Raw genomic sequence first — 25,638 nt, 5'->3', positions numbered from 1 at the left:
CAATCTGCTGACGGAGAAGCCACCATGCCCGAGTACAAAGCCCCGCTGCGCGACATGCGCTTTCTGATCGACCACGTCTTCGACTTCCACGCCAATTACGCCGCCCTCGGCGCACATGACGCCAGCCCGGACATGATCAACGCGATCCTCGAGGAAGGTGCGAAATTCTGCGAGAACGTTCTCGCACCGCTCAATCGCAGCGGCGACGAGGAAGGCTGCCATTTCGACAACGGCGTGGTGACAACGCCTACAGGCTTCAAGCAAGCCTTCGCACAATATGTCGAGGGCGGCTGGCACGGTCTGGCGGCTGATCCGGCTTACGGTGGGCAGGGATTGCCGAGTTCGCTGGGGCTGGTGATCAGCGAAATGGTCGGTTCCAGCAACACTTCCTGGGGCATGTACCCGGGCCTGACTCATGGCGCGATGTCGGCGATCCACGCCCACGGCACCACCGAGCAGAAAGACACTTACCTGAGCAAACTCACCGCCGGCCAATGGACCGGCACCATGTGCCTGACCGAAGCCCACTGCGGCACCGATCTGGGCATCATCAAGACCCGCGCCGCGCCCCAGGCCGACGGCAGCTACGCGATCACCGGCAGCAAGATCTTCATTTCTGCCGGCGAGCATGATCTGAGCGACAACATCATCCATCTGGTGCTGGCCAAACTGCCGGATGCGCCGGCGGGCACCAAAGGCATTTCGTTATTCATCGTGCCGAAGTTTTTGCCCGATGCAGCGGGTGAAGCAGGAGCGCGCAACGGCGTTTCCTGCGGCTCGATCGAACACAAAATGGGCATCAAGGCGTCGGCGACCTGTGTGTTGAATTTCGATGCCGCCAAAGGTTTTCTGATCGGTGAGCCGAACAAGGGCCTCAACTGCATGTTCACCATGATGAACCACGCGCGCCTCGGCACCGGCATGCAAGGCTCGTGTCTGGGCGAGGCGAGTTTTCAGGGCGCTATCAAGTACGCCAGCGACCGTTTGCAGATGCGCTCTCTGACTGGCGCCAAAGCCCCCGACAAACCGGCTGATCCGATCATCGTCCACCCCGATGTGCGTCGCATGTTGCTGACCATGAAAGCCTTCAACGAAGGCAACCGTGCGCTGACTTACTTCACCGCGCAGATGCTCGATGTCGCCCACTTGAGCAGCGATGCCGAGGCGCGGCAGGAGGCAGAAGATCTGTTGGCGTTTCTCACGCCGATCTGCAAAGCGTTCATGACCGACACCGGGCTGGAGGTGACCAACCACGGCATGCAGGTGTTCGGTGGCCACGGTTTCATTCGCGAATGGGGCATGGAGCAGTTGGTTCGCGATTGCCGGATTGCGCCTATCTACGAAGGCACCAACGGCATTCAGGCACTGGATCTGCTTGGGCGCAAGGTGCTGGGCAGTCAGGGCAAGTTGCTGCGCGGCTTTACCAAGATCGTGCATAAGTTTTGCGCGGCCAATGTTGACCATCCGCAGTTGCGCAGCTTCGTGGGCCAGCTCAATGACCTCAACCAGCAGTGGGGCGACTTGACCATGAAGGTTGGTATGGCGGCGATGAAGAATCCGGATGAAGTGGGCGCGGCGTCGGTGGATTACCTGATGTATAGCGGCTACATCATTTTGGGGTATCTGTGGTTGCGCATGGCGCTGGTCGCCCAGGCAAAGCTTGAGGCGGGCGAGGGCGAGGCAGACTTCCTGAAAGGCAAATTGGCGACGTGCGAGTTTTACTTCAAACGCTTGTTGCCGCGTACTGCGGCGCATCGGGCGGCGATTGAGGCCGGGAGTGATTGTTTGATGAAGTTGCCGGCGGAGGTGTTTGCGCTTTAAGGCAGATCAAAAGATCGCAGCCTTCGGCAGCTCCTACACGGGATCGAGTTTTATCTGTAGGAGCTGCCGAAGGCTGCGATCTTTTCGTGGTGACTAAAAATAACAAATCAGTCACCAGTTGACCCTATGTGTCGTAAAAGTTGTTGAGGTACACTCGGGCACAACGAAATCATCATTCCACGAATCACCTGTTTAGATCTTGCGAGGTTTGCCATGGCTGACTACAAAGCGCCGCTGCGCGATATGCGCTTCGTCCTCAATGAAGTATTCGAAGTCGCCAAACTGTGGGCCGAATTGCCGGCGCTGGCCGAGACTGTCGATGCCGAAACCGTTGAGGCGATTCTCGAAGAGGCCGGCAAGGTCACCAGCAAAAGCATCGCACCCTTGAGCCGTGCCGCTGACGAAGAAGGTTGCCATTGGGCCGACGGTGCCGTCACCACGCCGGCCGGTTTCCCCCAGGCCTATCAGACTTACGCGCAGGGCGGTTGGGTTGGCGTTGGCGGCGATCCGGCGTATGGCGGCATGGGTATGCCCAAAGCCGTGTCGGCGCAGGTTGAGGAAATGGTCAACTCCGCCAGTCTGTCCTTCGGCTTGTACCCGATGCTGACTGCCGGCGCCTGCCTGTCGATCAATGCCCACGCCAGTGAAGAACTGAAAGCCGCGTATCTGCCGAACATGTATGCCGGTGTCTGGGCCGGGTCGATGTGCCTGACCGAGCCGCACGCCGGGACCGACCTGGGGATCATTCGCACCAAAGCCGAGCCGCAGGCCGACGGATCCTACAAGGTCAGTGGCACCAAGATCTTCATCACCGGTGGCGAACACGACCTCACCGAAAACATCATCCACCTGGTGCTGGCCAAGCTGCCGGACGCCCCGGCTGGCCCGAAAGGCATTTCGCTGTTCCTGGTGCCGAAGTTCATGGTCAATGCCGACGGCAGCCTGGGCGCGCGCAATCCGGCGAACTGCGGTTCGATCGAACACAAGATGGGCATTCAGGCGTCGGCCACCTGCGTGATGAACTTCGACGAAGCGGTCGGTTATCTGGTCGGCGAGCCGAACAAAGGCCTGGCCGCGATGTTCACCATGATGAACTACGAGCGTCTGGGTGTGGGCATTCAGGGCCTGGCGACCGGCGAGCGCTCCTATCAGAACGCCATCGAATATGCGCGCGACCGTCTGCAAAGCCGTTCGCCAACCGGCGCGCAGAACAAGGACAAAGTCGCTGATCCGATCATCGTCCACCCGGACGTGCGGCGCATGCTGCTGACCATGAAGGCCTCGAACGAAGGCGGCCGTGCGTTCTCGACTTACGTCGCCATGCAACTCGACACCGCCAAGTTCAGCGAAGACGCGACCACTCGCAAGCGCGCGGAAGATCTGGTGGCGTTGTTGACCCCGGTGGCAAAAGCCTTCCTCACCGATCTGGGTCTGGAAACCACGGTTCATGGCCAACAGATCTTCGGCGGCCACGGCTACATCCGTGAGTGGGGCCAGGAGCAACTGGTGCGTGACGTGCGCATCACTCAGATCTACGAAGGCACCAACGGCATTCAAGCGTTGGACTTGGTCGGTCGCAAGATCGTCGGCAGCGGCGGCGCGTTCTACCAGCTGTTCGCCGATGAGATCCGCCACTTCACTGCAACCGCCAGCGCCGATCTGGGTGAGTTCACCAAGCCGCTGAACGATGCCGTCGACACGCTGGACGAGCTGACCGCATGGCTGCTGGACCGGGCAAAAAACAATCCGAACGAAATCGGCGCGGCCTCGGTCGAATATCTGCAAGCGTTCGGCTACACGGCCTACGCCTACATGTGGGCGTTGATGGCCAAAGCCTCGCTGGGCAAGGAGGCGAAAGACGATTTCTACGCCAGCAAGCTCGGCACCGCACGCTTCTATTTCGCCCGTTTGCTGCCGCGCATTCACTCATTGAGCGCGTCCGTTAAAGCCGGTAGCGAATCCTTGTTCCTGCTCGACGCCGCGCAGTTCTGACCCCGTGCACGGCATGTAAGCATTTGCTTACGTGACGTGCTGCTGTTCTCCCATATGCGTAGATTGGATCCACGGCTAATCTACATTTCATGGACGTCGCGCAGGAAGCGCAAAGTAACAACACGGACACGTAGGATTCTGCCAGGGTGGCGGAGTGAAATGGATGTCAGGGAAACAGTCTGCAAAGCCCCGCTTCGGCGGGGTTTTCTTTTGCCTGAAGAAAAGTTTTCAGGCCAGCGATCGAACGGTGGCTGCCGACTCCGGATTTGTCATGCGCTCTAAAGCCCGCTCACTTCCGATACTTGGGCGTTTTTGTGGTGCTGCGCTCCAAATCACAAGCGTAATGAACCCTGACGAACGGCGCGGGTCGATTAGCTTGTATGGCTGAATTGAGCCAACCCCCATTCAGGAGCTGCCCCATGGATTTCATTCGCATCATCATCGCTATTCTGTTGCCGCCACTGGGCGTGTTTCTGCAGGTCGGGTTTGGCGGGGCGTTCTGGTTGAACATTCTGCTGACCCTGTGCGGGTACATTCCGGGGATCGTGCATGCGGTCTACATCATCGCCAAGCGCTGAGTCAGCCGCATCGCTGCAGGAACTGCGGCACGCTGCGATCTTTTGATTTTGCTTCGAGGATCAAAAGATCGCAGCGTTCCGCAGCTCCCACAGGAAGATCAGTCTGTGAGCCCCATCACCCGCCGATAAAACTTCCATTCCTGTTCCAGCGCATGCGCCTGATTCGCCGCGCGGCGGAAGCCGTGGCGCTCGTCGGGATAATAATGCGCTTGCACCGGTATGCCGTTGCGCTCCAGCGCCGCAACCATGTCACGGGTCTGCTGCGGAACGACGACCGCGTCCAATTCACCCTGAAAGAAGATAACCGGCACGCTTATGTTGTTCGCGTGCAATAACGGCGTGCGCGCGGCGTAGCGTTCTGCGTCTCGCTCGGGATCGCCGATCAGCCAGTCCAGGTAATCACCTTCAAACTTGTGCGTGGCTCGCCCCAAAGCGATCGGGTCGCTGACGCCGTACAGGCTGGCGCCTGCGCGAAACACCTGCCTGAATGCCAGTGCACACAGCGTCGTATAACCACCCGCACTGCCGCCGCGGATGAAGGCGTTTGCGCCATCGATCAACCCCTCTCCGGCGAGATAGCTGACCACCGCGCAGGCATCTTCGACATCCACCTCGCCCCAGCGCAGATGCAGCGCTTGCCGGTATTCACGGCCATAGCCGCTGCTGCCGCGATAGTTGAGGTCCGCCACGGCGAAGCCACGCTGCGTCCAGTATTGAATGCGCGGGTCGAGCATGGGATAGCACGCTGACGTCGGGCCGCCATGGATGAACACCACCAGTGGCGGTTGTGTCTCGCCGCTCATCGCCGGGTAAAAAAAGCCGTGTGCTTCGCCCGAACCGCTAGGGTAGCGCAAGGTTTGCGGACGGCTGATGTGTTCGGCGGGCAAGGGGGCGATGCCGCCAGCCAGAACCTTTTCCTCATGGGAGGCGCGATCAATGGCGATCACTGCCGAAGGGCTGATCGGCGAAGCAGCAATGCAATAGATGAACTGTTCGTCCAGTGCCAAATGGCGGAAGCGGCTGTACACGCCGGTAAAGTCTTCATCGCCCAAGGCCAGGCGACCGAAACCAGCCTCGCTCCAGGTGGCTAAAAACTGATCGCCAACAGGCAACCAAGTGCAGCCACCGAGCTGCCACGGAGCGGGCGCGTGATCGGCTTCGGCACTTGGCAGCGCTTGCAGACCCGCTGATGTTTCGCCCCACGGCTGCCAATGGCCACCGCGATCAGTCAGGCAATACAAACGGCCATCAGCGTCGAAGCGCGGCTGCTGGATCGACTCTTCAACCTGTTCGCCGGCGACACAGCGCGGCGCGGAAAAATCACCTTCAGCGACCATCAATCGCGTGGATGTCCACGGTTGATGCGGTCGGCTCCACTCGATCCAGGCCAGACGTTGGCCGTTCGGGCTGAGGGTCGGCGCCGCGTAGAAATCAGCCCCTTCGGCCAGCACCTGACGCGCGCCACCCGCCAGATCAATCGCCACGAGCCGATGTTGATCCAGCTGCTCTTCAACGGCCAACACCCGCCCATTGGCGAAATGCAGATCACCGTAGCGACAATCACCCGAGGTCAGCACACGGGGTTCGCCATCCAGCGTCTGCCGATACAGCTGTTGATCGGCCTCATTAACGAAAACCACGCCGTCGAGCGTCAGACAAAACGCGCCACCGCCGTATTCGTACACGCGGCTTCGCACGCTGAAGCCGTCCGGTGTCAGGCGCTTCGCCACGCCATCGCGCCAGTGCCAGATCCGGCAGGCGGCGTCTTCCGGACGATATTCGTTCCAGAACAAGCCATTGACGCCGAGCTGCAGTTCAGCGAAATCCATCCCGGCAGCGACGGCTTGCAAGGCGCTGAAAGGCTCAGCCCTTGACGATAAGGCGCGAGTTTCGTTCATTGCGGAAGGCCAGTTGTTCAATGGTTTGGGTCGCGGTCTCGGCTTCTTCACGGGCCTTGAGAATCACCCCGTGATGTTCGGACTTGCTGCACACCGGGTCGGCATTGCTCGCATCACCGGTGAGCATGAACGCCTGGCAGCGGCAGCCGCCGAAATCCTTTTCTTTTTCATCGCAGGAGCGGCACGGCTCGGGCATCCAGTCGTAACCGCGAAAGCGATTGAAGCCGAACGAGTCGTACCAGATGTGCTGCATGCTGTGATCGCGCACATTGGGAAACTGCACCGGCAACTGGCGCGCGCCATGGCAGGGCAGGGCGGTGCCGTCCGGCGTCACCGTCAGAAAGATGCTGCCCCAGCCGTTCATGCAGGCCTTCGGACGTTCTTCGTAGTAATCCGGGGTGACGAAAATCAGCTTGCACGGATGCCCTTCGGCTTCCAGCTTCGCCCGGTATTCGTTGGTGATGCGCTCGGCACGCACCAGTTGTTCCTTGGTCGGCAACAGGCCGACACGATTGAGCTGCGCCCAACCGTAGAACTGGCAGGTGGCGAGTTCGACAAAGTCGGCCTCCAGCGCAATGCACAGCTCAATGATGCGGTCGATTTTGTCGATGTTATGCCGATGGGTGACGAAGTTCAGCACCATCGGATAGCCGTGAGCCTTCACGGCGCGGGCCATCTCAAGCTTCTGCGCGAATGCCTTTTTCGAACCGGCGAGGAGGTTGTTCACTTGCTCGTCGCTGGCCTGGAAGCTGATCTGAATATGATCGAGACCGGCCTTTTTGAAGTCGCTGATTTTCTGTTCAGTGAGACCAATGCCCGAGGTGATCAGGTTGGTATAGAAGCCCAGCTGCCGCGCTTCATGAATCAGTTCGGCCAGATCCTGGCGCACCAGCGGTTCGCCACCGGAAAAGCCCAACTGCGCCGCGCCCATCTCCCGCGCCTCACGGAAAACCTTGATCCACTGCTCAGTCGTCAGCTCTTTGCCCTGCTCGGCAAAATCCAGCGGATTTGAGCAATACGGGCATTGCAGCGGGCAGCGGTAGGTCAGCTCGGCGAGCAACCACAGCGGCAGACCGATTTCCGGTTTTGCCGGCAGATCAGCCAAGGGTGAGCCAGTGTTGCTCACGGGCAACCTCCATGAATTGCTCAATGTCGTCGCCAAGTTCGGGCACGCCAGGGAACTGCTCGTCGAGTTTGGCAATGATTGCCGCAACGTCACGTTCGCCGTCAATCAAGCCGCCGATCAAGGCTGCCGTATCGTTGAGCTTGATCATGCCTTCCGGATACAGCAACACATGGCCCTTTTGCGCCGGTTCGTACTGGAAACGGTAGCCGGGCCGCCAAGTCGGCACTTTACTGCGATCGAAACTCATAACGTGATTCCTTTATGCCAGACCCGTTGTTCGGTCACGCTGTGATATGGCGGACGGTTCAGTTCGTAGGCCATGCTCATGGCATCGAGCATGCTCCAAAGAATGTCCAGTTTGAACTGGAGAATTTCCAGCATGCGCTCCTGCCCTTCGCGCGTCCGATAATGCTCAAGGGTGATCGCCAGACCGTGCTCGACGTCGCGGCGCGCCTGGCCGAGGCGGGTGCGGAAATATTCGTAACCGGCCGGGTCGATCCACGGGTAATGCTGCGGCCAGCTATCGAGGCGCGACTGGTGGATCTGCGGCGCGAACAATTCGGTCAGCGAGCTGCTTGCCGCTTCCTGCCAACTGGCGCGACGGGCGAAGTTGACGTACGCGTCGACGGCAAAACGCACGCCGGGCAGCACCAGTTCCTGCGAGCGCAATTGATCCGGATTGAGACCGACTGCCTGGCCGAGACGCAGCCAGGCTTCAATGCCGCCGTCTTCACCGGGCGCGCCGTCGTGATCGAGCAGGCGCTGAATCCACTCGCGGCGGATTTCCCGATCCGGGCAATTGGCGAGGATCGCCGCGTCCTTCAGGGGGATGTTCACCTGATAGTAGAAGCGGTTGGCGACCCAGCCCTGAATCTGCTCGCGCGTGGCGCGGCCTTCGTACATCGCCACATGATAGGGGTGGTAGATGTGGTAATAGGCGCCTTTGGCGCGTAAGGCCGCTTCGAATTCGGCGGGGGACATTGGAGTGTCAGGCATGTCTGTTCTCCGGGAACAAGCTTTGGATTCTTTGGTGTCTGTCAGGACGTCATCGCTGGCGAGCCAGCTCTCACAGGTTTTGTATACGCCACAGAACCTTGTGGGAGCTGGCTTGCCAGCGATGGGGCCATCAGTTACAGCACAATACTCATGCCGTCATACGCCACTTCAACTTCACGCCGCGCCAACTCGGCCCGCTCCGGCGAATCCTCGTCGAGGATCGGGTTGGTGTTGTTGATGTGGATAAGAATCTTGCGCTGCTCAGGCAGTTGCTCAAGCACTTCAAGCATGCCGCCGGGGCCGTTCTGCGCCAGATGGCCCATCTCGCGGCCGGTGCGGGTGCCGACGCCGCGACGCTGCATTTCGTCGTCGTCCCACATCGTGCCGTCGACCAACAAGCAATCGCTGGCTGCCATGATTTCCAGCAACGGCGCATCGACTTTACCCAGGCCCGGCGCGTAGAAGAGCTTGCCGCCGGTGTTCAGGTCTTCAACGATCAGACCGATGTTGTCGCCCGGATGCGGGTCGAAACGATGCGGCGAATAAGGCGGCGCGGCGCTGCGCAGTGGCAGCGGCGTGAAGCGCAGGTTCGGGCAGGCCGCCACGGTGAAGCTCTGGTCGAGTTCGATGCGGTTCCAGTTCAATCCGCCGTTCCAGTGGGTAAGCATCTTGAACAGAGGGAAACCGGTACTCAAATCTTCATGAACCATGTCCGTGCACCAGACCTGGTGCGGGCAGCCTTCGCGCAGGCTGAGCAGGCCAGTGGTGTGATCGATCTGGCTGTCCATCAATACGATCGCGCTGATCCCGGTATCGCGCAGCGCCCGGCCCGGTTGCATCGGGGCGAAGCTCTGCAGTTGCGCGCGGATGTCCGGCGAGGCATTGCACATCACCCAGTTCACGCCGTCATCGGAAATGGCGATGGACGATTGGGTGCGGGCCTTGGCATTCAGGCTGCCGTCGCGAAAGCCTGCGCAGTTGACGCAGTTGCAATTCCACTGCGGAAAACCGCCGCCAGCGGCCGAACCCAGAATCTGGACGAACATGAACACTCCATCATTTCAACGCGGAAAATAAAACGCCCCGGCGAGCCGAGGCGTTGCACTGCTGTTCTACGTAAGCAGAACTCAGCGGCTGGCGAAGTACATGGTGACTTCGAAGCCGATACGCAGGTCGGTGTAAGCAGGTTTGGTCCAGGCCATGAGATGTCTCCTTCTGAGGGTTGGGATAGCGCTATCCATAGTTATAGTCCACGGCAGCGCGGTGATGTTCCAATTAGTTAGGCGGCTATGTTACTCAAAATTTCAACGAGATGACCCGTGAATCTTTGAGAAAGCTCCTTGCAGCCTCGGTAATGATCAATTATTCGCTTGCCACGGTACTTCAGGGGCAGGCTCGCTGGCGAGGCAGAGCCAGCCGCCCTCGGCGTTGAGCAAACCCTGTGCAGCTGCAAGCAATGTCGTGCGATCCAATCGGTGTATCGCAGCGATGATCTGATCAAGGTAATCCGACGAGTGGCCAGCGAGCCTCGCCTGCCAGAGCAGTTCGGCCGCCTCATTGCCGGCCAACGTGGACGCGTCGAACTGATCGGCGAGGTTTTGCCGATGGTGGCTGAGCTTCTCGTCATCCAGCTGTGCGATCAGCGCGGGGATACCCTCGAGAAAATGTTGAATGTGCATGAGGATTTCCGCGGGCCTGACACTCGGCGATTGCACCCCAAACAGTAACGCGGTGCGGCCCTGAATCTGCCGCAGCGCGCTGAACACCGCATAGCCCAATTGCAGTTCGCCGCGTAAGCGCTGATAGAACGGTGTCTGACACATCTGCGCGAGCATTCGCCAAGCGGCTTCGCCATCAATGTCGCGCTCGGGACTCGGGCAAAACAGCAGCACGGCGTGTTCGCTGGATGCGGTGTCGATGTGGCTCCAGTGCTTGTCTGCGCTGATCGTTGTCGGCGCCGGCAACTGATTGTCCGGAACTCCCGGAATGCGGCTCAGGGCCAAGCCCAGGGCGGATTGGCTTTGTGCGTTGAGACCCACGGCGAGACCGTCCCAATGCGAAGTTGCCCACAGGTGCTCGAGATCATCGCTGGTGTGGCTTGATTGCAGGATATGTTCTGGCAGGGCTTTTAGCAGTTGGCGGATAGGAATCAGCGGCGTTTCCGGCTCGTCGTGCGGAGAATTGGCATCAACGTGCGTCAGACATTTCAGCGCATGCTCTAGGACGATTGGCATCGGCTCCTGCAAACCAGTGAGCTTTAACAGCCATTGATTGGCCGTGGCTGTGAACGTCAGCTCGACCCCGGCTTCCCGCGCATCTTGTGCGGTTTGCCGAAGGCTGCGTTGCAACTGACTTAGCAGCGCCGCATTGGCTGCCGCTTCAACCTGCCAGCGCAGATAGATCGCACCGTCATCACCGATGTCTGATATGGCTTGGCTGAAATGCATCGGCGATCGCTCGCGCCGCCCCCGAGAGCGATCCTGAGCGAATGTGCGCAGGCCGCGATGGGCGCTGGTTTGACCGCGTATCAGGCCCGCGTTGGCCAACGGTTCGCTGGGGCGCAGAAATGGATTGGCGGCGGGCAGTTGCCACGGGCCGGTGAAGTTATCCACAGTGCCGATTTCCATGAGGATTCGGTTAAGCGCTTCAACGCCTGCATCGGACAGCCCATTTTCAAGCGTTCCAGCGTCGCGCTGCGCCAATGGCAACGCAGCGCTCACTTGCTGCTGGCGTTGATGCAGGGCGGCGTATTCCACGCGAAGTGGCGCCCAGTCCTGCTGAGCAAAAAAACTCAACCAATCCAGCACATGTGCATGAATGCTCTGCAACGATTCGGCTCGAGCGGCAAACTCCAAGTGCAGCAACGCTTGTCCGGCGAAGTGATAAACCGGCGCGGCTTTCAAGCCATTCGCCAGCTTCTGCTGCTGCAGACAATCCAGTAGTCCACCAGGTTTGCCGCTGTTCAGCCAATGACACAGAAACGCCAAAGCACCGTCTGCCGCTTCAGGCAGGCTATCGAACGCAAACACGAGATTGCTGCGTCGGTCGCCGACCTGTTGATAACTTTTCACCGCCAACGGCAACGGCACGGCTTGCGCCACGTTATCGCCAACCGGCAGCGCGGCCGCAAACTGCTCGGCCATTTCTTTCAGCGCTTGCAGGCTTTGTGGGCCGACCAGGCTCAGGGTCATCTGCCCCGTCTGATAAAACTGCCGGTGAAAACTCTTCAACGCTTGTTGAAAGGATGGCGCTTCAACTTTCAGGCTGTCGCGATTGCCGGCGTGAAACCCGCGCAAAGGATGCTGCGCCGGTAGGCCTTCATATAACGCAAACTGCTGCTGCGCGGTCGGATCCTGTGACCAGGCGACAAATTCCGCGTGCAGCACTTCACGTTCTCGCAACTGATCGTCCAGATTCATACGTGGCTTGGCGAGCATGTCTGAAAGACGCTCAAGCCCTTCGCCGAAGGTCGACGGGGGCAGCTCGAAGAAAAAATCCGTGGTGCGTTCGCGGGTGCTGGCATTGACCTGCCCACCGTGACGTTGCACGTAAGCCATCAGTGCTTCGTCTGCAGGAAAGCGCTCGGTGCCGAGAAACAGCAGATGCTCAAGAAAATGCGCCAGCCCCGGCCACGCCAGCGGCACGTCATGGCTACCGGCAGCCACGCGCAATACAGCAGCGCTGCGCTTCAGACCGGGCACATGACGCAGGGTCACGCGCAAGCCATTGGCCAGGATTTCGGTGTGTGGGCGAGGGGGTGTCGGCGCAGGCATGGGCACTTCCAGAACAGTGAAGTGCCAATGCTAGCGGATTAACGCCTGTTCAGCGCGCCGTATAGCTCCGGGCGGCGATCACTGAGATAGCGATTGGCGGCGCGCGAGTCGAGCATCAATTGGCGATCCAGTTCGCCAATGATCAGGGCTTCGTCGAGCCCGGCCTGAGCGATGCGGCTGCCATCCGGTGCGGCGATGCTGCTCTGTCCGCAATAGTGGATGTCGCCTTCGCTGCCGCAATAGTTTGCATAAGCTACGTAACACTGGTTTTCGAAGGCGCGCGAGCGGACGGTGACGTCAGCGACGAAGTCGAACGGAACCATGTTCGCCGTTGGCACCAGAATCAGTTCGGCGCCAGCAAGCGCCAGGCGCCGGGTGTTCTCCGGAAACTCCAGGTCATAGCAGATCAGAAAGCCCAGCTTCCAGCCGTTGAGCTCAAGCACGGGCAAATCGTCATCACCGGGGCTGAACATCGACCGGTCCAGATCGCCGAACAGATGCGACTTGCGGTAATTGCCCAGGCGCTCGCCGCTCGAATCGATCAACTGCACGGCGTTATAGATCTGCCCATCGGCGGTGCGCTCCGGGTAGCCGTAAACAATCGCCAAACCAGCAGCTCTGGCAATCCGCGCGATCTGCTGCGCCCATTCACCGTTATAGACTTCAGCCAGCGTACCGACCGCTTCGGCGCCAATGTTGTAGCCGGTCATGAACATCTCCGGCAGTACCAGCAGGTCCGCGCCTTTGGCCTCCATCGCCACCTGGTGCAAGCGATGCAGATTGGCGGCGGGGTCCAGTGGCAGCGGTGGACATTGGTAAAGGGCTACACGCATCAGGGATTCCTCTTACTCGGGCAGGGCGATAGGGCCGATGTCTTTGAACACATCACCCGGGCCCGGGTTCTCTTTATGTGTCGATCCGCCGAAATGTTTCATGATCCCCCACACCGCGTTCAGCGAGGTTTGCACCGCGCCTTCGACCCATGCCGGTGTCCATGAGACGTCGTCACCGGCGATGAAAATCCCGCGCTGCTCGGCAGGCATTTCGTCCTGCATGAAGTGCGCGTACATGCGCTGGTTGTAGCGGTAGTGGCCGGGCAGCGCACCTTTGAAGGCGCCGAGGAAATATGGATCGGCTTCCCACGACACGGTGATCGGATCGCCAATGATGCGCGCCGCGATATCGACTTTCGGGTAGATCTTTTTCAACGCGTTCAGCGCCAGCTCAACGCGTTTTTCAACCGGGTGCGGAAGCATCTTCAGCGCATCGCTCATCCACGAATACGACAGACAGATCACGCCCGGTTTGTCGTCGCCGTTGTCGAACAGGTAAGTGCCACGGGTCAGACGATCGGTGAGCGTCATGCTCATCAGATCGCGGCCGGTTTCCGGGTCTTTGTCTTTCCAGAACGGCCGGTCGACCATCACGAAAGTCTTCGACGACTGCATATAGCGTGTGCGGTCGAGGGCCATCCACATCTTCTGCGAGAACAGGCTTTCGTCGCATTCGATTTGTGTGGTCAGCAGCCAGCTCTGGCAGGTGGTCAGCACCGCGGCGTATTCACGCGTGTCGCCGTTGTTGTCGGTGACAGCGAAGCGGCCATCCGGCGCGTGGGCGATTTTCTTCACGCCGGAACGCGGCGCGCCACGGTGCAGGGATTTCAGGCTGGTGCCTGCGGGCCAGTGCACGCAGCGTTCCGGAACATGCCGCCAGATGCCCTGCGGCACTTGCTCGACGCCGCCGACCACCAGGTGCTGATGATCATCGCAATTGGTCATCACCACCCGGAAGATTTCCAGCATCGAGTTCGGGAAGTCCGAGTCCCAGCCGCCAGTGCCGAAACCTACCTGACCGAACACTTCGCGGTGATGGAATGAAAGCTTGGCGAAGGCTTTCGAGGTCGCGACGAAATCATAGAAGGTGCGGTCATCCCATAGCGGTACGAGCTTGTTCCACAGCTCTTTCAGCCGCGGCACATCGCGGTCGCGAATGGCCTGCTGGATATCGGAGAACTGCGAACCGGCTTCCAGCGCATCCGCCCAGGCGTCGGCCACTTCCTGAAACAGTGCAGGAAGATCCTTCAGACTTTGTGCGTAATGGGTTGTGCCTTCCAGATCAATCACGGTGCTGCCTGAGGCGCCCGTCAGCGGGTTTGGAAACGGTTTGGTTTCGAGTCCGAGCTTGTCGACGTAGTGATAAAACGCCGTGGAGGACACCGGGAAACGCATGCCGCCGAGTTCAGCGACGATGCCATCGGTGCCGTTGAACGCCTGCGAACGTAAACGACCGCCCAACTTCGACGCCTCGTAGACCACCGGCTTCAAACCGAGCTTCATCAGCTCATAAGCGGCCACCAACCCGGCAATCCCCGCGCCGACAATCGCCACTTCGGCACCGTGCTGGTGATCAGGAATAGTGCCGAGACCGGCCGGGTGCTCGATCCAGTCGTCAAATGCGAAGGGAAAATCCGGGCCGAAAACGGTGACTGGTTTGTTACCGTCTGCAGGGTGGCGATTGTTCTTGTTCATGGCTGACCTTACTGGCGACCCGACGCGGGATGCGCGTTGAGTATAGGAAAAGATGCCAGCCATTCTAGGGAGCCTGGAACACGTAAATAAGACGCAAAGTGTCGTCGTTTTGCCAATCGAGCATTCAAAGTGACGATAGCGAGCTACACATAGGCCGAAAGTGTAGGAGCGAGCCTGCTCGCGAATGGGCTGTATCTGCTAATAAGGGTGGCACTGACCAATGCATCAGACCGGCTGCCCCCGATCAATCTTGCTGCTCAAAATGATCGAAGTCGTGGTCTTCTCAACCCCATCGACGCTGCCGATCTGATCCAGTAGCTGATCGAGCTGCTCCGGCGAATCAGTGCGCAACCACGCCACATAATCGAACTCGCCACTCACCGCGCAAAGCTGCTGCACCTGCGCCATTGCGCTCAAGCGCCGCAAGACCTCCTTGCCGGAGCGCGGCTGCACCTTGATCCCTACATACGCTTGCAAACCCCCATCGACCACGCGCTGGCCGAGCCGCACACCATAACCGGTAATCACTTTGGCTTTTTCCAGCCGCGCCAGACGCGAAGTCACCGTGGTGCGCGCAATGCCCAACTGCCGGGCAAGCATGGCCACGCTTTCGCGGGCGTTGATCTGCAGCGCGGCGATCAACTGACGGTCGATTTCGTCGAGAGCGGGTGGGCGGGTGTCTGGCAAAGGGGTGGCTCCGTGGGTGTGGGAGGGTGCGTTGCGCATGGTACATGCTCAATGAGATTAGGCACACGGGAACGCCGGCAGGTCTGAATCCCCAACCACACGCCCACAAAAAAGCCGCGCATTGAGCGCGGCTTTCAATTTGGTGGGCCCACACGGACTTGAACCCTTATGTGGTGCGTGAATTGTTCGTCCGGATACTGTCCGTCCGGTCTTGATCGTGTCAATCGTCAGTAGACACTGGGGAATTCTGGCGTTCATTGATAGCCGTGTCATATTTCTATAAATACAACCCGAGTGTTGTATTTATACGACTCCCTATCATCCCACCTTTTAGAGATGGGCTGAGCGGACTTAGGGAGAGATTGAGCCTGTGCGGTTGGCTACCCCTGCAGCGTACTGAGCCGATCCTAGCCCCTGTTGGGATGGTTATTTTGACTACGCCCACCAGGCTTCATGCGGAGCGCTTTTGGATCAGATTCAGCAGCAATTGGCCATCGGGCATGGGAGACATCGTGCGCAAGAAGACGACATTTTTCTGTACCGCTTTCTTGATCTCCGCAGCCGAAATCGGCTTATCCAAGATGGTGAAATCCATCAGTCGCTGAAAATGGCACTCTTCCAGATAGCCGTGATGCTCACGTTTTTCAGTTTCGCCAGTACCTTGGCCGAAGGCGACGATCCCCTTGCCATTTTCGTACAAGAAGACCACGTCACCTTTCTTTATACGGTCAATGTTGTACTTCCAAGGGGCATAAAAAGCTGCTGCGCTACCCTCGCTCAGCATACGGTCATGGTCTTCCAATGAGTGACGCTTGTTCGTATTCAGAAGGTGGAAGCTCGACGGTTCGAGTAACTCGATGTCTACTGCCGCCTGCTCTTTGTCATCAAGCTTCAGAGCAGCCTTGGCAGCTTCAACCCCCTTCTCTAGCAGTTTCAGCATTGTCTCCTGGCGACTCAGATCGAGCTGATCAGCCAGACCTTCGATAAATGAGTAGAGCTCCTTGGGCATGCGGATAGATGCGGACGCTAGGTCACTCTTCGTCTTTGCGGCGTTTTCGATGAGCGAAATAATGTCGTTCATGGGATGGATCTCCTGTCAGATGCTAAGAAGCATCCCATAGCAATAAGATAAAAGCAATTATTGCTTTTTTATAAAAGCACCAAAAGAATCTCGAAAAATGTCACCCAGTGCTCAGCGTTCATGCACGCTTAAACACGCTTACCAGTGAGCCTTCCATCGGACAAGTGATCCTAGGTGGGGCCAAACGGCAGCCAACCGCTTTCTATAGGTGTATATTCATACAGTGATTCGTATGCTATGCCCTGCGGGGGACGCTAGGCATAACGCTGAAAAGGTGCTTACATCAATGCTTAATGTCATGTCGCCACCAGCAAGGATGAGGATTTAACTTGGCCACTCTTACGGATAAAGAAATCGAAGCCCTGAAAATCGAGAATTTCATTTTTCACGTGGTGCATCATCGAGCCGATGATCCGATCCTTTTTGACGACACCCCCTTAAGCACCTTCGAGCCGTTCTTCATTGACCGCATCAAAGAAACCCTCAAGGGCAATAAATTCTCTTTCGCTGAAATATCTCAAGTAAAGGCCAAATTGAATAGTTGGGAAAAGGGCGAGTCGAATTTTGTCGATATCTCCAAGAGCTTGGCGCGGCAATTTCATCGCCTTGGTGATAAACGGATGAAGTCAGGCGTGTTGATTGTAATTGGTTTAATTACAGGGGCTAAAAAGTTTTATTCCTTAATCAAGTACGACTCTGAAAAAGTCGTGACATTTGAAACTAAGGGCGCCCAGGCAATACTTCAGGCAGTTACTAACAACTTTACTGAATCACCAAAAGCGTTGCAGAAATCAGCTCTTATTGATTTGGATTCCAAAGACTCAGAAGTAGTGATCATTGATAAAATGAGCCGCTCAGGAATCAGTGATTTCTTCAAAGAATTCCTAGGAGTAGAGCGCCTCCGGAACTCAAAGGAAATGACGGTAGATTTGGTTAAGGCAATCAAAAAAACTGTAAGGACACACCTGGGTGATCTGCCGCCTGCTATCACATCGAAGGTCGCTGAGAAAGTCGTTGAGATTGCGAAAAAGCGTAAAGACTTTGAAGTCGACGAATTCTTCACAGATTTTTTTGGCATCAATGGCCAAGATGAAATCCGGGCGACCTTTGACAAAGAATTGGAAAGCCTAAATTTGACTGGTGAGGTGTTCTCCTATGATGAGGAAGAGCTACCTACCAATGAGGCAAAGAAATACGTAACAAGTGAAGGCATAACCATCAATATGCCTGCGCGGGCAAAGGGAAGCTTAACTATTGAAAATGGAAAGGATGAAACTGTTATTACTATTCGTACAAGTCGCTTGCGTGAATCATGAAACAGCTAGCGCTGGAACTTCGCAGCTTTTTTGAGCGACTTACGGCGTCAGGTGGTTCTGCGCAGGTTGAAACTACGCATATTTTTCGAATTGATGAAGTAAGCGTTACGTCTTCCGGGTTTGTTCGAGAATTGAAAGATCTTGCCCAGCGTGTTTGTTCTGTGGGCATCGGAAAGATGGAGCTTTTTGGAGAAGTTTCCGACAGCATCGAGATCAAAGATTTCGATTTGGAGGATGTGGAAAATGACAGACTGGCAGTCATCTTGGAGAAGCCAATGGATGATGGCTGGTGTTATTTCCTAACTTTAAAAGGTTTCGAAAACTGGTTGAGGACAAACCAATTTTCAGCACAGAACTCACAGAAAAAAATGTGCGTGTGGGTTGCAGGTGAAACCTTTGAATTTTCCACTCATCAGTTCCTAGTGAAAGAAATGGGTGGAGATAAAAATTTACCGACCGCCACTCAACATCCTGAAAAACCTTGGAAAATGGTACGGGATCTTACCCACTCCCTTACCCCTCCGTCGCTTGAGCCATGGCTGCTGACTGCTGAGCCAATTGCTGAAAGCGAACCTTTTACAGCCTGGAAACGCGTGGCGGTGGAAAAGCTTTCCTTTTGCTTGCCAGCCGAGATTCGCAAGGAAGATGATGAGACTCATGTAATATTTCGAGGCGGGCGCTCACTCCCCATAGCTATAGACCAGCCTATTAACTGGGCTGATGTCAATTTTGAGACGCTTCACGACACTTGCCAGTGGATCTACTCCACCCTTAGGGAGTGTGAAACGAAATTCCAACTTTTCAACAACCACATTGCTATCAACTGGAACAGTGGGACGACGTGGCCCTCTGGCTCAACGCCACTCTTAAAAAATAGCCTCTCGGGGGCCAAGGAAGCGTTCGCCTTTCATCTCCAGGATCAAAGCAAGGAGGCTGTCAAAAGCTTAGGGGATCTGCGCAAAGGTTTGCAGGACGAGGTTAATAAGACACAAACTGCGACAAGGGATTTAATATCAGCTCTCTGGCGTGATTTCGCGGTGGCGGGTGTTGTTTTAGCTCTCAAGACTCCGATAGCGACTGCAGGCGTGGCCGATACAGCTACCACGATTCTGTATCTCGGTGTCTCTGCACTTCTCATATTGAGCATAGTTATCAACACTCTATCAACCTTGCGTTTTAACAGTCTTGCTGACAGCAGTAGAGAAGGGTGGCGGAAGAAGATCTACAACTTTATGTCTGCCGACGACTGGAAGCGCTTGGTTGAAAAACCTATATCGTCCGGACGCACCGTTTACTGGCTTGCTTGGACTGTGTGCTTCTGTCTATACGCAGCCATTGTCCACTACTTCCTATTGCTTGCGGCACCTAGCTTCGTGGCGAACCACGTCGATTATTATTTTTTCTGCGCGTGGAGTTACATCACAGCCTTTCCTTTATAAAAATATAAATAAAACTACGGCTGAATCTTTATGGTGCAGTGTTACTACACAGATATTTAGAAACTATTCCAGGAACCATCAAGGGGTTGCCTCAACATCAGAAGATAGCCTGGCTGAAGTTGGGGGCTATAGTCATTATTGGTCGCATTCCGTTGCTCAGCGTAATGTACCCAAATAGGGCCATTAAGCCCAAAAACGATGGTTAATGTCCCGTATTGGGAACATTAACGTTGCGAGTCATAGCCACGTACACCATCGCACGGCCCTAGGACGGCAATTGATTCTCTGATTCGCGGGCCTCATGGCGAGCCCAGCGCAAGGTAGCTATCGACATGAATTGCCTAATCGCCAGCGCTCCCCGTTCATTTCTGGCTTTCGAGCCAGGTAGGGTCAGTGCCGCCTCTACCTTGGCACGACTCGCTTCGTACATTGCAAATGCGTTGAACTCAGAATCAAGCAGCACCAAGAGCACTGTATCGAAGGGTTGTCGTAAATCAATTGCACCCATACGTCCCGTAATCTTTTGCGGGTTCAGGATACAGCGGCCCTTGATCTGGATTCTCGCGACGCCATCTTCCAGCGCCTCTGTAGCGTCGTAACCTGCCTGCCTTGCAGGATGTAGTAACAGGCCGAGCCTAGCAGCAGCTTCGTACTCTGCGACCTCGCCGGTCACGCCCAGCGGCTTGCCGGTCAGGCGATAGAATCTACGCGCAAGCACCTTGGCTTCTTTCAAGATCTCTAGGATTTCATCCTGGATCAATGCAGCCCGCTGAGGTTCGTCGTAATTACCGAGCTCAGTCATCCGCAAATGCCTCAAGTGCGGCGAGCAGCCCGGCTAGCTCAGCAAGGTCGGAAGTGACGATGTCATATTCTCCTCGACTACTCAGCCGATACACATCGCGCGCTTTTTTAACGCGTTCGAGAAGAGGGACGACGATGCCGGATGCCCGCTCTAGGAAGTCATTGATGTCCGCACGTGTCTGGGGGATTTTGTAACCCTTCGCCGCACTTGTGATGATGACGTCCGCATCGCGGAGTTTGGCAATGCCACTGGAGCGGATTCTCTGGCCGTTGACCTCTCCCAGTCCGCTATCTTTTAGATGGGCCATGATCTCCGTAGTCAGCACGTAATCCTTGGTGACGAATTCGCTCTGGAATCTCAAAAACCGCAAAATGCTTAGCTGCAGTCGCTCATCTTCATCGGGGTGGTCACCAACCCGCTCGCTAAAACGGTCGGCTTGGCGGAGAGCCTCCTGGTGTACCTGATAGTCAGCATATCCAGACTCATTCGTAGGCGGTGGCAGAAGGGACTGGTACTTGGATGGCCACTCAAGCATTCCAAGAGTCAGGCTGCGGAGTATTTTCTTGTAGGCAAGAACTGCTTCTTCCGAAGCTTTCTCTTCGTAGATCTGAGCGACTGAGCCAGCGAAGAAATCTGCAACCTGAACCAAAACGTTGTCCTTACTGGCCATCGTCTGGAAGGCATCCTTATCGCCAAATAGGTCGTCCACGAATCGCTCTGCAACGTAGCTTTTGAGGCTCTCCTGAAATTCCTGGCCACCATGCTCGTCTACGATCATCTGGAGGTCAGGGTATGCGCGAAACAAACGTTCATAGAGCAACCCGTTCACGTATTTTATGAACGAGGTCTTGATACGGAGGCCGCCGTCTTTGTGAATTCGGGACTTATCAACGACGGTGAAATAGAGCTTGAATGGCAGCTCAGCTAGCTCGTTGAGGATTCGGGCACGGCGATCTGAATCTTTGGGCTTCAGATTGCTAGATTTGATCTCGCCTGTTTGAAAATGACGCGTGCGGAGTGCTTCAGCTTGGGCATAAGCAGCTTCCAGATCTTTCTCTGCCACCAGAATGGAGCACACGATGAAGAATCCCGAGCTTCCTCCCTTTGACGTATCAAGGTCGGAATTCCCGGACTCATCCACGAAAGCATATGTTCTGTCCATGAGCTTGCTCCATCAACAACGTACTGAGCGCGGTGGGTCGCCCAATGGCAAGGTGGCGAACTTAGTTCGTCGCAGTGGTACTGCCTGGAACGGGGCCTTCGCTGAACGTGTAGTTGATGACCACGTCATTTCGGATCAAGACGTCGAGAGTTTTCTGAGTGCCCGTAGTCGTCACCTTCATGGTGACCACGTAGCTTTGGGCATGGGCTGAGCCATTGGTGTAGGTGTAGATCCACTTTTCGTCAGTCTCGCTGACAGCACTCTTGGCGTAGGGCTCACCAAATAGGGACTTCAACTCAACAGTCGTCGTTTTGCCTTTGGTGATGCTCGCTACACTGGCCGACGGAAAGTCTCGCCCTGCGGTGTAGTGGGACGTAGCGCAACCGCCAAGTGCGACACAGATCCCCATTACTGCGATGAGCTTTTTCATATCCATCCTTGATCGTAGAAAGCCCCAAATCTAGCTGGCATCGAGGCTAAAAGCCATCACCAAGGTGATCAGCTACTTTCGTGCATTCGCAGATAATGCTTTGCACATGTAGCAAGCCGAGCCAGGGCAAAGCCCCCTGAACTGCTCCGTCTGAGAAATAAGAGGTGGCGCAGAGCCTCGTTGATTTACTGCATAGCCCTGCTGCTTAAAAAAGCCTGACGCAGTTGTTGTCAGCAAATGAAATCGAGCGATTCCCTGCTCGGCGGCTTTCGCTTCAATGATCCTAAGCACCGTGACACCGACCCCTTTCGATCTGTGTGTCGAGACTACGACCAGGGAACGCAGCAACCCGTCCGTACCATGCGTTTCGAAACCTCCCCATGCGACCGTCTCACTGTCCTGTGTGAACTCAAAAAAGGTTCGGCCTGGAAGATCAATATCGTCTCCTGGAAGGTCAGCAGATTTAAGCGCAGCGCGAAAGCGTTGCCATTGTTTTCCGGCTATCTCTGTTGCCTGGATCATCATATCCCCCTCCATCCTCTCATCTCCGTTATGCCGACACGCATGGAACGTTAGGGCACATGCCGAAACAGCAGACATCATATTCGCTTTACCGAATATTCGCCAAAGCGTATATTCGATTTTCCATATGCATCGAGTTCCACCATGAGCCCTGCTATCAAAGTGCTTTTTGTGTGCGTTGCCAACTCAGCCCGCTCCCTGCTTGCAGAGACTTTGCTGCGGCACACCGACCCGCGCTTCGAGGCCTTCAGCGCAGGATCTGAACCGTCTGAGGTTGATCTGCGCACGACTCAAGCATTGGAGGCGGTTGGAGTCGATGCAACGGGCCTGCGCAGCAAGTCCATCAGCAAGTTTCAAGCTGATCGATTCGATTACGTAATCACTCTTTGTGATAAATCCGCAAGCGAGTGCCTACCAATGCCCAATGCAGGTGAAGTCATTGCCTGGGATTTTCCTGACCCAGTAACTAGCGATGATCCTGGCGCATTTCGCCACACGCTCCACGACATCCACGAGCGCATCAAGCTCTTCGTTTTGGTCAAGACCAAACACCTGGAGGATCTATGACAGAACCCTTGAACCCCACCACCTTATTCAAGTGCTTGGCGGACGACACCCGAGCAAAAATTTCGCTGCTTGTCGTGAGTGAAGGTGAGCTGTGTGTATGCGAGCTAACGGCAGCACTCGACCTGAGTCAGCCGAAGATTTCTCGTCATTTGGCGCTGCTGCGCTCTGCCGGTTTGCTGTTGGATCGTCGCCAAGGCCAATGGGTGTACTACCGGCTGAATCCTGATTTGCCCACGTGGGTGACTGCAGTTTTGAAGGAAGTGGTAGACGCCAATCAGCAATGGCTGGAAACCGAGGCTAAGCGCCTCTGCGGCATGAACGACCGCCCGATCAACCAAGCCGTGTGTAGCTGATTCACGCCCAACCGGATTAATGAAATGCTGATTGCCGTATTGATCTTTATCGCCACCATCGTCCTTGTCATCTGGCAGCCCAAGGGGCTGGGGGTGGGCTGGAGTGCGATGTTCGGTGCCATCGTGGCGTTGCTGGCAGGTGTCGTTACCCTTGCCGACATACCAGAGGTTTGGCGCATAGTCTGGAACGCTACCGGAACGTTCATCGCGGTCATTATTATTAGTCTGTTGCTTGATGAGGCAGGATTTTTCAAATGGGCTGCGCTGCATGTCGCCCGATGGGGAGACGGGAGCACCCGCAAGCTGTTCGCATTTATCGTCCTGCTGGGCGCAGCGGTGTCAGCCCTGTTCGCCAATGACGGAGCAGCATTGATCCTCACACCCATTGTGATTGCGATGTTGCTGGCGCTGCGTTTTTCTCCTGCTGCTACGTTGGCATTCGTTATGGCAGCCGGTTTTATCGCCGATACGGCGAGCTTACCGCTGGTGGTTTCCAACCTGGTCAACATCGTTTCTGCCGACTACTTCGATATCGGCTTCAACGAATATGCATCAATCATGGTGCCGGTAAACATCGTCAGCGTGGCTGCGACGTTAGCCATGCTGCTGTGGTTTTTCCGCAAAGATTTACCAAAGACCTATGACCTCAACCAACTGGACAATCCGGACGAGGCAATCCACGACCGGGCCACTTTTGTAGCCGGCTGGTGGGTGTTGGCACTACTCCTGATCGGCTTCTTTGTCATTGAGCCATTGGGGGTGCCAATCAGCGCCATTGCAGCGGTCTGTGCATTCATTCTTTACGTCATAGCGGCTCGTGGTCACGCCATCAACACAAGCAAGGTGCTCAAAGAGGCGCCATGGCAGGTGGTGATTTTTTCTTTGGGTATGTACCTGGTTGTTTATGGCCTGAAGAACGCCGGCCTGACCGACCACATCGCGCAGATCCTGAACGTGTTCGCCGGTTATGGCGTTTGGGGCGCGTCCCTAGGTACAGGGCTCCTAACAGCGTTGCTGTCATCGATCATGAACAACATGCCTACGGTTCTGGTTGGTGCCTTATCCATTCATGCCGCCGAAGTTGATGGCGTCGTTCAGCAAGCGATGGTGTACGCCAACATCATCGGCTGCGACTTGGGCCCGAAGATCACCCCAATTGGGAGCTTGGCAACTCTGTTGTGGCTGCACGTGCTCGCCCGGAAAAACATAACGATCAGCTGGGGTTACTACTTCAAGACCGGGATCGTGCTGACCGTGCCCATCCTCGTCGCCACATTGTCCGCCCTGGCACTGCGCCTTAGTTTTTGAATCAAGGAATCGTCTGATGAAAGTCTTGTTCATGTGCACCCACAACAGCTGCCGCAGCATTCTGTCCGAGGCGCTTTTCAACCACTTGGCGCCCGAGGGTGTAGAAGCCGTCAGCTCAGGAAGCTTTCCCAGTGGCCGGGTGAATCAACGGGCATTGCAAACGCTGGAGGCAGCGGGTATCTCCACTGCGGGCTTGAGCAGCAAGGCTTCGGATGCTTTTGAAGGCTCGCCTCCAGACATCGTGATCACTGTCTGTGACCGGGCTGCGGGTGAGGCATGCCCAATCTTCTTCGGGCCCGCTTTGAAGGCGCATTGGGGGCTGGCCGACCCGTCTGAGGCTAGCGGGTCGGAAGCCGAGATCACCGCAGCTTTTGAAGCCACACTGGCAAAAATTCACGAGCGCGTGAGTGCGTTTCTTATGCTGCCGCTCAAGACCATGAGCCCTGACCAGCTCAAAGCTGAACTGAACCGCATCGGTTCGCTTTAAAGATCAACCGAGGCGGCGTCCTAGCCGGCGCCGTGGTAGGAGTTTATATGCAAGACACATTGCCGAACGTACACACCGACCTGATCGACATTCCGTCGTTGGAGCAACTGGAGCCGCGTACACCGTCACTCCATAAACCTCGAATCTTGCTTCTGTATGGATCGACGCGAGAGCGCTCTTTCAGCCGGTTGGTGACTCAGGAAGCAGCCCGCTTGTTGGAGGAGTTTGGCGCCGAAACCAAAATCTTCGATCCCTCGGGTTTGCCGCTGCCGGACGATGCTCCGGATACACATCCCAAAGTCGCGGAATTGCGCGAACTCATGCAATGGTCTGAAGGACAGGTGTGGTGTTCGCCTGAGCGGCACGGTTCCATGAGCGCAGTATTCAAGGCCCAGATCGACTGGGTTCCGCTTGCGATTGGTGCTGTTCGACCTACGCAAGGAAAGACCCTTGCAGTAATGCAGGTCTGTGGTGGCTCGCAATCTTTCAACGTGGTCAACCAACTACGGGTATTGGGGCGGTGGATGCGCATGTTCACCATCCCAAACCAATCTTCGGTGGCCAAGGCATTTACCGAGTTCGACGAGGCAGGTCGTATGAAGCCGTCCTCGTACTACGACCGACTCGTGGACGTGATGGAGGAGTTGATGAAGTTCACGCTGCTGTTGCGGGGTCGCCAGGATTATTTGGTTGACCGGTACTCCGAGCGTAAAGAGTCCGCCGAAGAGCTGTCCAAACGCGTCAACCAGCGCTCCATCTAACGTCAGCACGA

At 56.5% G+C, this 25,638-nt stretch carries 25 protein-coding genes; 10 read left to right on the top strand and 15 right to left on the bottom strand.

The window, feature by feature from the left end; all coding sequences use genetic code 11:
* The first annotated feature begins 24 nt into the window (after positions 1-24).
* The 3 genes from EL257_RS25010 (at position 25) to EL257_RS25000 (ending at position 4,391) form a co-directional block, all read left to right on the top strand.
* Positions 25-1,821 carry an acyl-CoA dehydrogenase C-terminal domain-containing protein gene (locus EL257_RS25010; RefSeq protein ID WP_126367066.1) on the top strand — a complete coding sequence of 599 codons (1,797 nt, stop codon included), beginning with the start codon at positions 25-27 and terminating at the stop codon, positions 1,819-1,821.
* Between the two features lie 213 nt (positions 1,822-2,034).
* Positions 2,035-3,813 carry an acyl-CoA dehydrogenase C-terminal domain-containing protein gene (locus EL257_RS25005; protein WP_126367064.1) on the top strand — a complete coding sequence of 593 codons (1,779 nt, stop codon included), beginning with the start codon at positions 2,035-2,037 and terminating at the stop codon, positions 3,811-3,813.
* A gap of 419 nt (positions 3,814-4,232) precedes the next feature.
* Positions 4,233-4,391: a YqaE/Pmp3 family membrane protein gene (locus tag EL257_RS25000; protein WP_003228885.1), complete on the top strand. Its 159-nt coding sequence runs from the start codon at positions 4,233-4,235 to the stop codon at positions 4,389-4,391.
* A 98-nt stretch (positions 4,392-4,489) separates the two neighbouring features.
* Here EL257_RS25000 and EL257_RS24995 read toward each other — a convergent pair whose 3' ends face one another.
* The 11 genes from EL257_RS24995 to EL257_RS24945 form a co-directional block, all read right to left on the bottom strand.
* The gene (locus EL257_RS24995; protein WP_126367062.1) at positions 4,490-6,289 is read right to left on the bottom strand and encodes a S9 family peptidase; all 1,800 of its coding nucleotides are present in this window, start codon (positions 6,287-6,289) and stop codon (positions 4,490-4,492) included.
* Positions 6,255-7,394, bottom strand: coding sequence for a pyrroloquinoline quinone biosynthesis protein PqqE (gene pqqE, locus EL257_RS24990; protein WP_172604583.1), 1,140 nt, complete (start codon positions 7,392-7,394; stop codon positions 6,255-6,257). The genes EL257_RS24995 and pqqE overlap by 35 nt, the downstream gene beginning before the upstream one ends.
* Positions 7,387-7,662: a pyrroloquinoline quinone biosynthesis peptide chaperone PqqD gene (gene pqqD / locus EL257_RS24985; protein ID WP_126367058.1), complete on the bottom strand. Its 276-nt coding sequence runs from the start codon at positions 7,660-7,662 to the stop codon at positions 7,387-7,389. The genes pqqE and pqqD overlap by 8 nt, the downstream gene beginning before the upstream one ends.
* Positions 7,659-8,411: a pyrroloquinoline-quinone synthase PqqC gene (gene pqqC / locus EL257_RS24980; protein ID WP_126367056.1), complete on the bottom strand. Its 753-nt coding sequence runs from the start codon at positions 8,409-8,411 to the stop codon at positions 7,659-7,661. The genes pqqD and pqqC overlap by 4 nt, the downstream gene beginning before the upstream one ends.
* A 134-nt stretch (positions 8,412-8,545) precedes the next feature.
* Positions 8,546-9,457 (bottom strand): pyrroloquinoline quinone biosynthesis protein PqqB, encoded by a 912-nt coding sequence (pqqB, locus tag EL257_RS24975; RefSeq protein ID WP_126367054.1) that lies wholly within the window; start codon positions 9,455-9,457, stop codon positions 8,546-8,548.
* A gap of 81 nt (positions 9,458-9,538) precedes the next feature.
* On the bottom strand, positions 9,539-9,613 hold the full coding sequence (pqqA, locus tag EL257_RS24970; RefSeq protein WP_003444522.1) for a pyrroloquinoline quinone precursor peptide PqqA: 75 nt from the start codon (positions 9,611-9,613) through the stop codon (positions 9,539-9,541).
* A 156-nt stretch (positions 9,614-9,769) separates the two neighbouring features.
* The gene (pqqF, locus tag EL257_RS24965; RefSeq protein ID WP_126367052.1) at positions 9,770-12,184 is read right to left on the bottom strand and encodes a pyrroloquinoline quinone biosynthesis protein PqqF; all 2,415 of its coding nucleotides are present in this window, start codon (positions 12,182-12,184) and stop codon (positions 9,770-9,772) included.
* A 38-nt stretch (positions 12,185-12,222) separates the two neighbouring features.
* Entirely contained in the window at positions 12,223-13,017 is a 795-nt protein-coding gene (locus EL257_RS24960; RefSeq protein WP_126367049.1) for a carbon-nitrogen hydrolase family protein, read from the bottom strand.
* Between the two features lie 12 nt (positions 13,018-13,029).
* Positions 13,030-14,712, bottom strand: coding sequence for a flavin monoamine oxidase family protein (locus EL257_RS24955; protein WP_126367047.1), 1,683 nt, complete (start codon positions 14,710-14,712; stop codon positions 13,030-13,032).
* Positions 14,713-14,937: 225 nt separating this feature from the next.
* Positions 14,938-15,399, bottom strand: a complete 462-nt coding sequence (locus tag EL257_RS24950; protein ID WP_007966501.1) for an Lrp/AsnC family transcriptional regulator — start codon at positions 15,397-15,399, stop codon at positions 14,938-14,940.
* Positions 15,400-15,850: 451 nt separating this feature from the next.
* The gene (locus EL257_RS24945; protein WP_086793521.1) at positions 15,851-16,480 is read right to left on the bottom strand and encodes a hypothetical protein; all 630 of its coding nucleotides are present in this window, start codon (positions 16,478-16,480) and stop codon (positions 15,851-15,853) included.
* A gap of 329 nt (positions 16,481-16,809) precedes the next feature.
* Between EL257_RS24945 and EL257_RS24940 the strand changes: the two genes are divergently transcribed.
* Positions 16,810-17,796, top strand: coding sequence for a nucleoid-associated protein (locus EL257_RS24940; protein WP_038443875.1), 987 nt, complete (start codon positions 16,810-16,812; stop codon positions 17,794-17,796).
* Positions 17,793-19,235: a hypothetical protein gene (locus EL257_RS24935; RefSeq protein WP_126367045.1), complete on the top strand. Its 1,443-nt coding sequence runs from the start codon at positions 17,793-17,795 to the stop codon at positions 19,233-19,235. The genes EL257_RS24940 and EL257_RS24935 overlap by 4 nt, the downstream gene beginning before the upstream one ends.
* A gap of 265 nt (positions 19,236-19,500) precedes the next feature.
* On the opposite strand, the gene EL257_RS24930 is transcribed toward EL257_RS24935, so the two are convergent.
* The 4 genes from EL257_RS24930 to arsN2 form a co-directional block, all read right to left on the bottom strand.
* Entirely contained in the window at positions 19,501-20,037 is a 537-nt protein-coding gene (locus EL257_RS24930) for a hypothetical protein (RefSeq protein ID WP_126367043.1), read from the bottom strand.
* Positions 20,030-21,199, bottom strand: coding sequence for a DUF3800 domain-containing protein (locus tag EL257_RS24925; protein WP_126367041.1), 1,170 nt, complete (start codon positions 21,197-21,199; stop codon positions 20,030-20,032). The genes EL257_RS24930 and EL257_RS24925 overlap by 8 nt, the downstream gene beginning before the upstream one ends.
* Before the next feature lie 61 nt (positions 21,200-21,260).
* Positions 21,261-21,629, bottom strand: a complete 369-nt coding sequence (locus EL257_RS24920; RefSeq protein WP_126367039.1) for a hypothetical protein — start codon at positions 21,627-21,629, stop codon at positions 21,261-21,263.
* A gap of 72 nt (positions 21,630-21,701) precedes the next feature.
* Entirely contained in the window at positions 21,702-22,154 is a 453-nt protein-coding gene (gene arsN2 / locus EL257_RS24915) for an arsenic resistance N-acetyltransferase ArsN2 (RefSeq protein ID WP_232013048.1), read from the bottom strand.
* Positions 22,155-22,295: 141 nt separating this feature from the next.
* On the opposite strand from arsN2, the gene EL257_RS24910 reads away from it, so the two are divergent.
* From EL257_RS24910 to arsH, 5 genes are read left to right on the top strand one after another with little or no spacing between them, the layout of a single operon-like run.
* Positions 22,296-22,718, top strand: coding sequence for an arsenate reductase ArsC (locus EL257_RS24910; RefSeq protein ID WP_126367035.1), 423 nt, complete (start codon positions 22,296-22,298; stop codon positions 22,716-22,718).
* Positions 22,715-23,071 carry a metalloregulator ArsR/SmtB family transcription factor gene (locus EL257_RS24905; protein WP_053177965.1) on the top strand — a complete coding sequence of 119 codons (357 nt, stop codon included), beginning with the start codon at positions 22,715-22,717 and terminating at the stop codon, positions 23,069-23,071. The genes EL257_RS24910 and EL257_RS24905 overlap by 4 nt, the downstream gene beginning before the upstream one ends.
* 24 nt (positions 23,072-23,095) lie before the next feature.
* Entirely contained in the window at positions 23,096-24,379 is a 1,284-nt protein-coding gene (locus EL257_RS24900; RefSeq protein WP_126367033.1) for an arsenic transporter, read from the top strand.
* 16 nt (positions 24,380-24,395) lie between these two features.
* A complete protein-coding gene (locus EL257_RS24895) occupies positions 24,396-24,866 on the top strand; it encodes an arsenate reductase ArsC (RefSeq protein WP_126367031.1) in 471 nt (156 codons plus the stop codon).
* 47 nt (positions 24,867-24,913) lie between these two features.
* Positions 24,914-25,627: an arsenical resistance protein ArsH gene (arsH, locus tag EL257_RS24890; RefSeq protein ID WP_095181537.1), complete on the top strand. Its 714-nt coding sequence runs from the start codon at positions 24,914-24,916 to the stop codon at positions 25,625-25,627.
* Positions 25,628-25,638: the final 11 nt, after the last annotated feature.

It is taken from the genome of Pseudomonas fluorescens (assembly GCF_900636825.1).
GTDB lineage: Bacteria > Pseudomonadota > Gammaproteobacteria > Pseudomonadales > Pseudomonadaceae > Aquipseudomonas > Aquipseudomonas fluorescens_BG.
This window is presented reverse-complemented; position numbering and strand designations above follow the sequence as displayed.